Origin of the sequence: Sphingomonas phyllosphaerae, from assembly GCF_036946485.1 — a bacterium.
GTDB classification, from domain to species: Bacteria; Pseudomonadota; Alphaproteobacteria; order Sphingomonadales; family Sphingomonadaceae; genus Sphingomonas; species Sphingomonas phyllosphaerae_E.
The window spans coordinates 247615-260953 of record NZ_JAQIJA010000006.1; the positions used below are offsets into that span (position 1 = coordinate 247615).

Annotated in this window: 10 protein-coding genes; 7 read left to right on the plus strand and 3 right to left on the minus strand. The window is 69.2% G+C overall.

All coding sequences use genetic code 11. The features are described from left to right. Positions 1-28 precede the first annotated feature (28 nt). The 7 genes from dusB (at position 29) to hflX (ending at position 9580) form a co-directional block, all read left to right on the plus strand. Positions 29-1021 (plus strand): tRNA dihydrouridine synthase DusB, encoded by a 993-nt coding sequence (gene dusB / locus PGN16_RS16920; RefSeq protein WP_335310543.1) that lies wholly within the window; start codon positions 29-31, stop codon positions 1019-1021. After that, the gene (locus tag PGN16_RS16925) at positions 1021-2082 is read left to right on the plus strand and encodes a two-component system sensor histidine kinase NtrB (RefSeq protein ID WP_335310544.1); all 1062 of its coding nucleotides are present in this window, start codon (positions 1021-1023) and stop codon (positions 2080-2082) included. The genes dusB and PGN16_RS16925 overlap by 1 nt, the downstream gene beginning before the upstream one ends. Continuing rightward, the gene (gene ntrC, locus PGN16_RS16930; RefSeq protein ID WP_335310545.1) at positions 2079-3485 is read left to right on the plus strand and encodes a nitrogen regulation protein NR(I); all 1407 of its coding nucleotides are present in this window, start codon (positions 2079-2081) and stop codon (positions 3483-3485) included. The genes PGN16_RS16925 and ntrC overlap by 4 nt, the downstream gene beginning before the upstream one ends. A gap of 311 nt (positions 3486-3796) precedes the next feature. After that, on the plus strand, positions 3797-6034 hold the full coding sequence (locus PGN16_RS16935) for a sensor histidine kinase (RefSeq protein WP_335310546.1): 2238 nt from the start codon (positions 3797-3799) through the stop codon (positions 6032-6034). 5 nt (positions 6035-6039) lie between these two features. Beyond that, positions 6040-7410, plus strand: a complete 1371-nt coding sequence (gene ntrX, locus PGN16_RS16940) for a nitrogen assimilation response regulator NtrX (RefSeq protein WP_335310547.1) — start codon at positions 6040-6042, stop codon at positions 7408-7410. Positions 7411-7767: 357 nt separating this feature from the next. Then, positions 7768-8277: an RNA chaperone Hfq gene (hfq, locus tag PGN16_RS16945; protein WP_184035621.1), complete on the plus strand. Its 510-nt coding sequence runs from the start codon at positions 7768-7770 to the stop codon at positions 8275-8277. Between the two features lie 10 nt (positions 8278-8287). Then, positions 8288-9580 (plus strand): GTPase HflX, encoded by a 1293-nt coding sequence (hflX, locus tag PGN16_RS16950; RefSeq protein ID WP_335310548.1) that lies wholly within the window; start codon positions 8288-8290, stop codon positions 9578-9580. Positions 9581-9710: 130 nt separating this feature from the next. On the opposite strand, the gene mazG is transcribed toward hflX, so the two are convergent. The 3 genes from mazG to PGN16_RS16965 all read right to left on the minus strand — a co-directional run bounded on the left by mazG (position 9711) and on the right by PGN16_RS16965 (position 13306). After that, positions 9711-10448, minus strand: coding sequence for a nucleoside triphosphate pyrophosphohydrolase (gene mazG / locus PGN16_RS16955; RefSeq protein ID WP_335310549.1), 738 nt, complete (start codon positions 10446-10448; stop codon positions 9711-9713). A gap of 18 nt (positions 10449-10466) precedes the next feature. Continuing rightward, positions 10467-12908 (minus strand): DUF2235 domain-containing protein, encoded by a 2442-nt coding sequence (locus PGN16_RS16960; RefSeq protein WP_335310550.1) that lies wholly within the window; start codon positions 12906-12908, stop codon positions 10467-10469. Between the two features lie 86 nt (positions 12909-12994). Further along, positions 12995-13306 (minus strand): GCN5-related N-acetyltransferase, encoded by a 312-nt coding sequence (locus PGN16_RS16965; RefSeq protein ID WP_335310551.1) that lies wholly within the window; start codon positions 13304-13306, stop codon positions 12995-12997. Between the last annotated feature and the right edge of the window lie 33 nt (positions 13307-13339).

Sequence of the window (13339 nt, forward strand, 5' to 3'; positions counted from 1 at the left end):
CATTTTTCAGGCAGCTTCCGAACCCCTTATGCTCCGACCCATTCAGATCGGCGACGTCCGCATCGACGAGCCCGTCGTCCTCGCGCCGATGACCGGCGTGACCGACCAGCCGTTCCGCACGCTCGTCCGCCGCTACGGCTCGGGGCTCAACGTCACCGAGATGATCGCCAGCCAGGCCGCGATCCGCGAGACGCGCCAGTCGATCCAGAAGGCGGCATGGCATCTCTCCGAGGAGCCGGTGTCGATGCAGCTCGTCGGCTGCACGCCCTATGAGATGGCTGAGGCGGCGAAGCTGGCGCGCGACAAGGGCGCGGCGATCATCGACATCAACATGGGCTGCCCGGTCCGCAAGGTGACCAACGGCGACGCCGGCTCGGCGCTGATGCGCGATCTCAAGCTCGCGACGCAGCTGATCGCGGCGATCGTCGCGGCGGTCGACGCGCCGGTGACGCTCAAGATGCGGATGGGCTGGTGCCACGACAGCCTCAACGCCCCCGAACTCGCGCGGATCGCCGAGGACCTCGGCGTGAAGATGGTCACCGTTCACGGCCGCACCCGCAACCAGATGTACAAGGGCAGCGCCGACTGGCGCTTCATCCGCTCGGTCAAGGACGCGGTGTCGATCCCGGTGATCGCCAATGGCGACATCTGCTCGATCGAGGATGCCGATGCAGCGCTGGCGCAATCGGGCGCCGACGGGATCATGATCGGGCGCGGCGCCTATGGCCGCCCGTGGCTGCTCGCGCAGATCATGCACTGGCTGCGCACCGGCGAGCGGCTGCCCGACCCGTCGCTCGACGAGCAGTACCGCGTCATCGCCGAACATTATGACGCGATGCTGGAGCATTACGGCACCTTCACCGGCGTCAACATGGCGCGCAAGCATATCGGCTGGTACACCAAGGGGCTGAACGGCTCGGCGGAGTTCCGCAACCGCGTCAACCAGGAGCCCGACGCCGATCGCGTCAAGGCAATGCTCGCCGACTTCTACGCCCCCTACCGGCTGAGCGCCGCGGCGTGATGCTGGAAACACGCGGCCCGGACGCGGCGGAGCTGCTCGCCGCGCTGCCGGTCGCGGTGCTGGTGGTCGACGCCGCGGACCGGATCGCGCGCGTCAATGCCGAGTGCGAGACGCTGCTCAACCTGTCGGAACGCGCGATGCTCGGCCAGCCGCTCGCCGCGATCCTGTCCTTCCCCGATGCCGAGGCGCGCCGCGACGCGCACGCCTTCGCGATCTTCGACGCCGATGTGGAGACGATGCGCGGGCTGCGGCTGCGCGTCGATCTGATCGAGGCGGCGGTGGTCGACCATCCCGGCTGGCGCACGATCACGCTTCACCATGCCGGCGCGTCGCGGCGGCTCGGCGTCTCGACCGATCGCGCGGCGGCGGCGCGCTCGGCGGTCGGCGCGGCGGCGATGCTCGCGCACGAGATCAAGAATCCGCTGTCGAGCATCCGCGGCGCGGCGCAGCTGATCGCCGACGGCGTCGACACCGCCGAGCTGACGCAATTGATGATCGCCGAGGTCGACCGCATCACCGCGCTGATCGACCATATGGAGGATTTCACCGACACCCGCCCGCGCGAGGTGTCGCCGATGAACATCTATCCCTTGCTCGCGCACGCGCGCGGCGTCGCGCTGGCCGGCTTCGCGCGCGGCGTCGCGATCGAGGAGCGTTACGATCCGTCGCTGCCGCGCGCGATGGGCAACAGCGATTCGCTGCTCCAGGTCATCCTCAACCTGCTCAAGAACGCCGCCGCCGCGCTCGGCGAGCGCGGCGAGCGCCGCATCACGCTCGCCACCGCCTATCGTCACGGCGTGACGGTCGCGGCGGGCAAGGGGCGGGGTCGCACCCCGCTGCCGATCGAGATCTGCGTCATCGACAGCGGCCCCGGCGCCCCCGCCGACATCGCCGACCATCTCTTCGACCCGTTCGTCTCGGGCCGGCCGGAGGGCAAGGGGCTGGGGCTCGCGCTCGTCGACAAGCTGGTCCGCGACATGGGCGGGATCGTGCAATATTCGCGCGAGGGCACGCCGCACCAGACCGTGTTCCGCATCCTCTTGCCGAGAGCCATCGCATGACCCGCGTGCTGCTGGTCGACGACGACGACGCGATCCGCACCGTCGTCGCGCACGCGCTGCGCCGCGCCGGGCACGAGGTCCGCACCGCCGCGACGCTCACCGAGCTGGGGCGCGAGCTGGCGAGCCATCCGCCCGACGTGCTGCTCAGCGACGTCGTGCTCCCCGACGGCGACGGCATCGACCATGTCGCGCAGGTGCTGGCGGCGCGGCCCGACCTGCCGGTGATCGTGCTGTCGGCGCGCAACACGCTGACCACCGCGGTCCGCGCCACCGAAGCCGGCGCGTACGACTATCTCCCCAAGCCGTTCGACCTCGACACGCTGACCCGCACCGTCGCCGCGGCGCTGGCGCGCGGCGGGCGCAGCGGCGAGACGCAGGCGAGCGACGACGATCCTTCGCTTCCCTTGATCGGGCGCTCGCCGGCGATGCAGGACGTCTACCGCGTGATCGCGCGCGTCGTCTCGAACGACCTCACCGTGCTGGTGTCGGGCGAGTCGGGTACCGGCAAGGAGCTGGTCGCGCGCGCGATCCACGATCTCGGCGCGCGTCGTGCCGCGCCGTTCGTGCCGATCAACATGGCCGCGATCCCGCGCGAGCTGATCGAGGCGGAATTGTTCGGCCACGAACGCGGCGCGTTCACCGGCGCGGCGCAGCGCAACGCCGGGCGCTTCGAGCAGGCGGCGGGCGGCACGCTGTTCCTCGACGAGATCGGCGACATGCCGATCGAGGCGCAGACCCGGCTGCTGCGCGTGCTGCAATCGGGCGAGTTCACGACGGTCGGCGGCGCGCGGACGATCCGCGCCGACGTCCGCATCGTCGCCGCCACCAACCGCGACCTGCAACAGGCGGTGGCGAGCGGCCAGTTCCGCGAGGACCTCTACTATCGCCTAAACGTCGTGCCGATCGCGCTGCCCCCCTTGCGTGAACGCCGCGGCGACGTCGCGGAACTGGCGCGCCATTTCCTCGACCGCGCCGCCGCCGAGGGGCTGCCGCGCAAGACGCTAGAACAGGACGCGGTCGCGGTGCTGGAGGCGCACGACTGGCCCGGCAACGTCCGCGAGCTGGAAAATCTGATGCGCCGGCTCGCGGCCCTGTCGCGCGACGACCGGATCGGCGCGGCCGAACTCACCGCGACGATCGGCGGCGGCGCGCCCGCCGAGGCCGCCCCCGATCCGGGGATCGAGGCGGCGGTGCGCGCGATGATCGAGCGGCTGGCGCGGCAGGAACCGCGCGCGCTCGATGACGGCTCGCTGTACGCACGGATCATCGGCGAAGTCGAACGCCCGCTGATCGAGGCGATGCTGGCGCGCCACGGCGGCAACCAGCTCCGCGCCGCCCGCGCGATCGGCCTCAACCGCAACACGCTCCGCAAGCGACTGGACATGCTGGGAATCGACGTTTGAGGCCGTTCCTGCCCTGCGCCCGATAGTCACCCGTCATTGCGAGCGCAGCGAAGCAATCCAGGGCGTCCTGGTCCGGCACTGGATTGCTTCGCTACGCTCGCAATGACGGAAAGGTGCCGCCTTGGCCGTCACCCCGGACTTGATCCGGGGGTCCCGCTTCTTGATCACGCTCGTAACGGTAGAAAGCGGGGCCCCGGATCACGTCCGGGGCGACGAGGGATCGGCATACCAGGTCCTCTGCTCCCTGATTTGCATCACTCATCGGCAATTATGTGTTTTCCATGCAACACTGATGCTGTAGCGAGAGGGGAATGTTCGCAGGAGTGACATCCTCCTCCGCTACCCCGCCCGGTGCGCTGCGCCGTGTCGGCGTGACACCGGCGATCGAGCTGATGGTGCTCGCCGCCGCGGTGGCGGTCGCGCTCGTCAGCTATTTCGCGCTGCGCGGGGAGGGTGATCCCGGCCGCTTGCTCGCGCCGCCGCTGGTCGCCTCGCTGCTGGTCGCCAATCTCGTTTGCGGCATCGCGCTGATGATGCTCTTCGGTCGGCGCGTCGCGCTCCGCCGCGCCGAGCGGTCGTCGATCGGGGCAGGGGGGCGGTTGCACGTCCGCCTCGTGCTGCTGTTTTCGCTGGTCGCCGCCATCCCGGCGTTGCTGGTGACGATCTTCGCCTCGCTGCTGTTCCAGTATGGCGTGCAATTCTGGTATTCCGACCGCTCGCGCGGCATGTTCGAGAATGCGGCGTCGCTGACCCGCACCTCGTACGAACAGATCGTCCAGCGCTGGCAGGAAGCGACGTTCACCATGGCGTCGGATCTGTCGGTCACGCTGCAGGAAGTGCCGATCGACACGCTGTCGTTCCGCTCGACCTTCGGGCGGCAGGTCTATTATCGCAGCCTGTCGGAAGGCGCATTGTTCGTCCTCACGCCGCAGGGGGAAGTCCGCACGCTGGCGGTGGTCAACCCGTATGATGTCGACTTCTCGCGGTTCGTGACCAAGCCGGCGATCGCCAAGCTGCGGCAGGGGCAGAATGCGACGATCATCACCGGCGATCGTATCCAGGTCTTCACGCAGATACCGGGCAGCGACGACCTCTATCTCTATGCCGCGCGGGTCACTGATCCGAAAGAGATGACAACCCAGACCGCGCGGGCCGAGGCGGCGCTGGCCAATTACCGCCAGCTCATCGCCCGCGCCCGCTCGCTGCAACTCCAGTTCAACGCCGCGCTACTGATCGTCTCGCTGCTGATCGTCGGAATCGCGGTATGGATCGCGCTGACCGTCGCCGACCGGCTCGTCCGCCCGGTCGGCGAGCTGGTCGACGCCGCGCGCCGCGTCGAGGGCGGCGATCTGTCGGCACGCGTCCCCGAAACGCTCGAACGCGACGAGATTGGGACGCTGTCCAACGCCTTCAACAGCATGACCGCGCGACTGGTGGCGCAGAACACCGCGCTCATCACCGCCAATGCGCAGCTCGACAGCCGTCGCGCGCTGATCGAGGCGGTGATGTCGGGCGTGTCGGCCGGCGTCATCTCGATCGACGCGCGCGACCGCACGATCCGCCTCATCAATAGTTCGGCGCAGACGCTGATGGGGCTCGCCGAGCCGCCGGTCGGCCGCAAGCTCCACGACATCGCCCCCGAACTCGACGCCTTGCTCGACCAGCCGGGGCGCGAGGCGGCGGTGCAGCTCAACGTCGCGGGCGAGATGCGCACCTTCGCGGCGCGGATCGCGCGCGACGGCAGCGGCCCGATCATCACCTTCGACGACATCACGCAGCAACTGACCGACCAGCGCCGCGCCGCCTGGGCGGACGTCGCGCGCCGCATCGCGCACGAGATCAAGAACCCGCTCACCCCGATCCAGCTCGCCGCCGAACGGCTCCAGCGTCGCTACGGCAGCAAGATCGACGCCAGCGACACCACCTTCGCGCGGCTCACCGACACGATCGTGCGGCAGGTCGGTGACCTTCGGCGCATGGTCGATGAGTTCTCGTCCTTCGCGCGGATGCCCAAGCCGGTGTTCCGCGACGAGTCGCTGGTCGACATCGCGCGCCAGACGATGTTCCTCCACGAAGTCGCGCACCCCGGCATCCGCTTCGTGCTCGATCACGCCGATCCCGCGCCGTCGCTTGTCTGCGACCGTCGCCAGCTCGGGCAGGCGCTGACCAACATCGTCAAGAACGCCGTCGAAGCGGTCGAGGAGGCCGATGCCAGCGAGGCGAGCATCACGATGACGCTCGCCGAGGCGGACGGCCGCGTGACGATCGCGGTCGCCGATACCGGGGTCGGCCTCCCGCTGGAGCGCGACCGGATCGTCGAGCCCTATATGACCACCCGCGCGCGCGGCACCGGGCTCGGGCTCGCGATCGTCAAGAAGATCGTCGAGGAGCATTTCGGCACGATCAGCTTCGCGGACCGTCCCGGCGGCGGCACGATCGTGACCCTGTCCTTCGACACCGCCCCGCTGGCCGCGCTGGCCAGCGACGACCATTCCCCGTCCGACGACGACGATCGCACGATCGCGGCGTTGACCAGAAACCGGATCTAGGCCCAATGGCGATCGACATCCTCGTCGTCGACGACGAACTCGACATCCGCGAACTCGTGGCCGGCGTGCTCGAGGACGAAGGCTATGACACGCGCATGGCCGGCGACAGCGACTCGGCGCTGGAGGCGATCGCGACGCGCCGCCCCAGCCTGGTGCTGCTCGACGTCTGGCTACAGGGCTCGCGGCTCGACGGGCTCGACCTGCTCGAGGAGATCAAGCGCCGCGATCCGTCGATCCCGGTGCTGGTCATTTCGGGCCACGGCACGCTCGACACCGCGGTCGCCGCGATCCGTAAAGGTGCCGCCGATTTCATCGAAAAGCCGTTCCAGGCCGAACGCCTGCTCCTGATGGTCGAGCGCGCGACCGAGACCGAGCGGCTGCGCGCCGAGGTGGCGTCGCTGCGCGCCGCGACCGGGCGCGGCACCGATCTGACCGGCAGCTCGACCGCGATCAACGCGGTCCGGGCGACCCTGAAGCGCGTCGCGGCGACCGGCAGCCGCGTGCTCATCATGGGGCCCGCGGGCGTCGGCAAGGAAGTCGCGGCACGGCTGCTCCACGGCTGGAGCCAGCGCGCGCACGCCAATTTCGTGATCGCCAGCACCGCGGGGATGAACCCCGAGCGGATCGAGGAGGAATTGTTCGGGGTCGAGGAAAGCGGCGACCTCGTCCGCACCGGGCTGCTCGAACAGGCGCATGGCGGGACCTTGTTCCTCGACGAGATCGCCGACATGCCCGCCGCGACGCAGGCCCGCATCCTGCGCGTGCTGACCGACCAGAGCTTCACCCGCGTCGGCGGCACGCGCGTCGTCAAGGTCGACGTCCGCGTCGTCTCCGCCACCGCGCGCGACCTGAGCGTCGAGATCGCCGAGGGCCGCTTCCGCGAGGACCTGTACTACCGCCTCAACGTCGTCCCCGTCACGATCCCGCCGCTCGCCGAGCGCCGCGAGGACATCCCCGCGCTGGTCGAGCATTTCGCCGCGCATTACGCCGCCGACCGCCGCGTGCCGCCGCCCGAGATCGCCACCGACGCCTTGGTCGCGCTGCAATCCTACGAATGGCCCGGCAACGTCCGCGAGCTGCGCAACGTCGTCGAACGGACGATCATCCTCGCGCCCGGCGACCGGATCGGGCGCATCGACCTCGACCTGCTCCCCGCCGAGGTGCTCGGCACGCAGGACGCCGGCACCGGCGCCAGCGCGATCATGGGCGCACCCTTGCGCGAGGCGCGCGAGACGTTCGAGCGCGAGTATCTGCGCGTCCAGATCCGCCGCTTCTCGGGCAACATTTCGCGCACCGCCAGCTTCATCGGCATGGAACGCTCGGCGCTCCACCGCAAACTCAAGCTGCTCGGAATTACGGAAACGCGCGAGGAATAAACGCCCACCAACCGTCGCCCCGGCCTTGAGCCGGGGCCCCGCGTCTTCCTCGCGACAGAAGGAAGAAGCGGGATCCCGGATCAAGTCCGGGATGACGGGATGGGCGGTAAGGCTGTCCTACACCCTCCAACAACCGCTACGATCGACGCGGCCCCGCGCACCCTCCGCCACCAGAACCGCGCGTCACCCCCTTTACGCGCCACCTTCGCAAACTTCCGCCGCGCACGCCGCGCGCATCTGGACGTTCGCCGGCCGGAACCCTAACTTACGCCTGTCGTATTCCGATGCGATGCCACCGACGCCGGCAACGGCGCATCTCGCGGGGAACCTCCCGCCAAGAACAAGGACATTCTCTTCATGGCCGACAAGCCGACGTCGCTCCAGGACCTGTTCCTCAACGCGCTGCGCAAGTCCAAGACGCCCGTCACCATGTTCCTCGTCAAGGGGGTCAAGCTTCAGGGCATCGTCACCTGGTTCGACAATTTCTCGGTGCTGCTGCGCCGTGACGGTCAGTCGCAGCTGATCTATAAGCACGCTATTTCGACGATCATGCCCGCCGGCCCGGTCGACGTCGCCGGCATCGTCGGTCAGATGAACGACAATCCGCGCAAGCAGCCGCTGCTCCAGGACATTTTCCTCAACGCGGTTCGCAAGTCCGAGGACCCGGTGACGATGTTCCTCGTCAACGGCGTGATGCTGCAGGGCGCGATCGCCGGCTTCGACCTGTTCTGCATGTTGCTCCAGCGCGACGGCATGGCGCAGCTCGTCTACAAGCATGCGGTGTCGACCATCCAGCCGTCGCGCCCGCTCAACCTCTCCGACACCGGCGAGGATGACGACGATTCCGACGACGACGGGGAGGATTGATCCACTGTCCGTGACCACCGGCTTTGAGCGCGACCGCGACGAATTCACCCGCGGCGCCCGCGCGATCGTCGTCTATCCCGACCTCGGCGGATCGAGCCGCGATGCCGAGGCCCGGCTGGAGGAAACCGCCGGGCTTGCCGAGGCGATCGGCGTGCTCGTCGTCGATCGCGTCGCGCTGCGCATCCGCACTCCGCGCGCGGCAACGCTGCTCGGCTCGGGCCAGATCGAGGAACTCGCCACGCGTGCGCGCATGGAGGAGGCCGGGCTGATCGTCGTCGACGGCAGCCTGACCCCGATCCAGCAGCGCAACCTCGAGACCGCGCTCGAGGCCAAGGTGATCGACCGCACCGGGCTGATCCTCGAAATCTTCGGCGAGCGCGCCGCGACCGCCGAGGGGCGGTTGCAGGTCGAGCTGGCGCACCTCGATTACCAGTCCGGCCGGCTGGTGCGGAGCTGGACCCACCTCGAACGCCAGCGCGGCGGCTTCGGCTTCCTCGGCGGTCCCGGCGAGACGCAGATCGAGGCCGACCGCCGGTTGATCCGCGACCGCATGGCGCGGCTGCGGCGCGAACTCGATCAGGTCACCCGCACCCGCGGATTGCACCGCGAGCGGCGTCAGCGTGCGCCGTGGCCGGTGATCGCGCTGGTCGGCTATACCAACGCCGGCAAGTCGACGCTCTTCAACCGCCTGACCGGCGCGCACGTCATGGCCGAGGACCTGTTGTTCGCGACGCTCGACCCGACGTTGCGGCAGGTATCACTGCCCGGCATCGACAAGGCGATCCTGTCCGACACGGTCGGCTTCGTCTCGGAACTGCCGACGCAATTGGTCGCGGCGTTCAAGGCGACGCTGGAGGAGGTCGTGTCCGCCGACCTGCTCGTCCACGTCCGCGACGTCGCGCATCCCGACAGCGCCGCGCAAAAGGCCGATGTCGAGGGCGTGCTCGCCGAGGTCGGCGTGACCGAAACCACCCCGGTGATCGAGGCGTGGAACAAGCTCGATCTGCTCGACGGCGACGCGCGCGACGATCTGCTCGCCGAGGCGGCGCGCCGCGATGATGTGGTGGCGCTCTCCGCGCTGACCGGCGAGGGCGTCGACGCGCTGGTCCGCCACATCGGCGACCTGCTCACGCAGGGGCACGTCCGCTACACGCTGTCGCTCGACGCGGCCGACGGGGCAGGGGCGGCATGGCTCCACGCGCACGGTGAGGTACTCGACAGTCACGTCGAGGACGAGCGCGTCGTCTACGAGGTACGCATGTCCCCGGCCGACCACGAACGCTTCCTTACGCGCGGCGAGTGAGCGTGCTGAAGCCGTCGCCCCGGACTTGATCCGGGGCCCCGCTTCTTCGTCACCGGCCCTCGGGAAGAGCGGGATCCCGGATCAAGGCTCTCCTGAGCTTGCCGAAGGGTCCGGGATGACGCAGCAGTCGCTACTCCCCCGCCTTGACCTTCACCCACAGCGCCTCTTTCTCCGCCAGTGGCAACCCCGCAAACGCCGCCCCGCCAGCCGCCTCCATCGCCCGGAAGCGCCGCTCGAACTTCCCCGTCGCCGCACGCAAGGCCGCCTCTGGTTCGACGCCCAGATGCCGCGCCCAGTTCACCACCGCGAACAGCACGTCGCCGACCTCGTCCGCCACCTCTTCCGGCGTGGTCGCCGCCGCCACCTCGGCCAGTTCCTCGTCGATCTTCGCGCGCGGCCCTGCGGTATCCGGCCAGTCGAACCCGACCCGCGCCGCACGGTTCTGGATCTTCTCGGCGCGCAGCAGCGCCGGCAAGCCGCGCGCCACGCCGTCCAGCGGGCTCACCGCCCCCTTGGCGGCGCGCTCGGCGGCCTTCACCTCTTCCCAGCGATGGTGTCCGCCCCCGGTCTCGTCACCGAAGATATGCGGATGCCGCCGCTCCATCTTGTCGCTGATCGCCGCCGCCACGTCGTCGAACGCGAACGCGCCCGCTTCCTCGGCGATGCGGCTGTGGAACACCACCTGCAGCAACAGGTCGCCCAGTTCGTCCTTCAGCTCGCCCAGATCGTTGCGCTCGATCGCATCGGCGACCTCATAGGCCTCTTCGATCGTATAGGGCGCGATCGTCGCGAAGGTCTGCGCGCGGTCCCATTCGCAGCCGTCCGGCCCGCGAAGCCGCGCCATGGTGGCGATCAGCCGTTCGATCATCTTCGCCTTCCTCGTCGCTCAGCGCGCGATCGGCGCGCCACAGTCGATCGCTGGTGGCGGGGGCAGCGCGATCGCGCAACCGTCGTCGTGGCACGCCGGGCCTTGCTCCGGTGCGACCGTCACCACCGCCGCGCCCTTGTTGTTCTCGTAGAAGACCGACGAAAGGAGCGGCGGGAAGGCGTCGTTGAGCGCCATGTAGAGCCGCCCGCCCGTGGCCGGCGCGACGAGCCGCGCGCGATAGATATCGTGGCCGAGGTAATCGAAGTCGAGCGGATCGATCCGCACCTTCGCATCCGGGCTGCGCACGATCGCGAGCGGCTTGAGCCAATTGGCGCTGGTCACGCGGCGGTGGAAACGGAACGGCGTCAACCACCATCCGCCGCGGTCGCCGTTGACGGGGTCGGCGCTGATCCCGAGATCGCACCATTGTTCCGTGACGCGCAGCGTGATGCGATAGGTGGTTCCCGGCGTCAGCGTCCGGTGCAGGTCGGTGCAGGGCCGCTTGGCGTCGAAGCCCACTGCCGCGTCGTTCAGATCGCCGCTCTCCTCGATCGGGCACAACGTGCCGTCGCGTTCGGCCTTGGCGAGCCACCATTGCATCGGCAGCGCAAGCGGGATCGCCACCACTGCCAGCAGGACCGCCAGCGCGGCCCCGATCGGCAACAGCCACCATTTCACGAACCGCAACGTGCCCAGCCAGGCCGACGAACAGCGGATGGCCCGCGCCACTCCGCCGCGGTCGGGTTGCGGCGCCGTGCCGCGGAGCACGCAGGCCCAGGCTTCGGCGGATCGCGCGCGGATCGTTGCCCCCAGCCGTCCGCTGGCAACCACCAGCAGCAAGAGTGACCCGATCAGCCCGCCCGCCCAGAACGGATTGTTGGTATAGGTATCGATCCACGTCGCCGCCACGCCCGGCAGCACCGCCTTCAGCGGACTGAACAGACCGGGTAGCAGGCACCGGCTGTCCTCGCACAGCGCTGACCGGGTTCCCCATAGCGGCATCGCGAGCAGCGCGACCGTGACGATAATGAAGGCGAAATAGACGACGCGTCGCCACCACACGACATCCCACACCCGTGGCATCATCGCGGCGCGCGCCGCGTTGCGTGCCGGATCGAGCAGCATCGCGCGCTCGGCCGTCGACAGCAGCGGGACCACCGCGCCCGGTGCCATCGCGGCGGCGCCTGCAGCATCGGCGCCGGAGGCGGGCTGCGGCGCGTTCTCCCCGGCGCGTTGCGGCGGGTGGATCTCGAAGCGTTCGGGGATCGTGATCGGCGCATAGCGATCGGTGCCGCGCACGATCCGCGCCAGCGCGCTTTCGTGTATGCGGGCGGCGGTCAGCATCCCGCGACCGCGCGCGCGCTCCGGCGGCCAATGCAGCCGCGTTTCGGGGGCGGGCGGGTCGAGCAGTGCGTCGATCCGGCGCGGCAGATAGCGATAATAGCTGTTCAGCCCGGCGCGGCTGTCGTGGATCGGCCCGGCGCTGTTGGCGAGCGCACGGTGGCGATCGGTGATGACGTCCAGCGTGCGGAGCCCGGCCGCCTGCGCTTCCTCCAGCATCCACAGCAACGAGACATAGCTCAGGCTCTCATCCGGATAGCCGCCCCCGACATCGGCGTGCATCCCGGTGAACCAGAATTGTCGCAGCCGGTCCTCGTCCACCAGCCCGCGCGCGATCAGGTCGCGCTCGGCCAGTTCGTCCCACACGAGCGGATGGAAGGCATCGCGCTGGTCGTCGAGCGCCAGCGCGTGGCGCGCTCGCCCGACACGCTTGTTGAGCGCATAATTGGGCATCGACAGCGGATAGAACCAGTCGTCGATCGCGCGCGTGATCTCGACGCTCGGCCCGCCATAGGCCGAGACCGTGTCCCATACCCCGACGAAGCGGATCTCCGGCCGTCGGTTGCGGCGCAGGCAGTAACGCTCCTCCGGCCGCCGGAGCGCGTCGGTCAGAGCGCCGCGCACGGCACGCCATGCCTTGGTCGGCCATTGCAGCCGGCGCGGCAGGTAGCGCCGACGATAGGCGCGCCACGCATCCGCGGTCCCGCGCTGCAGGGCCGCTTCGGTATCGGCGGGCACCAGTCCTTGCGACGCGATCAGCGCAATCACCAACCGGATCGTAAACGCGCCCCGACTGAAGCCGAAGGCGTAGATCGTGTCACCGGGCGCGTAATTCCGGCACGCGAAGCGATACAGGTCGAGCACGTTGCGCTTCAGACCGACGCCGAAAATGCCCCCGAGGATTGCCAAAGGACGAAACGAGGACGTACCGACCCCATCGTCATAAAAGGCGATCTGCGGCCGCAGTCCCGGTTGCGGCGGCCCGAGATCTGCGGCCTCATAGGTGCGCCAGACGTTCGTTTTGAACAACTTGCCGCTGCTGTTGCCGGTACCGTCCGAAAACAGCAGGATCGATTTAGGACGCGGCGTGGCCGCGCTGCCCTGTGCCTGTTCCGTCATCGGCCGCTCACCCCCCGATCGCGCCCCTGAGTCGTCGCCGATGCTGCGCCCTCGACTGCCGGCAGGCAAGTGCTTGATCCGAGGCGCTAGCGCTTGCCTCGCCAGCGCAAGGATTGCGCGTTGAGCGACCGAAGGTCCACGCTGCCAGCGGCCACTGCCTCGCCGAGTTCGATGGCCGCGTTCAGGATGTGCAGGGGAGCGTGTCGGTAGGCCGGTCGTTCGGCGATGTGATCATACCAGCGGCCACCGCACGAATGGTCGAGCAGAACGCGTTGAAAACAATGGTCGGCGCTGATCGGCCAATCGCGGCTGCGCGCCAGCCGCGGCAGGGCTTCGCGGGTGAGCGTCAGCCAGTGCCGCTCGCGTGCCGCACGATCCGCATCTGGAGGGAACGTCACCGGAGCAGCCGGAGGACGGGATTGACGTCGCAT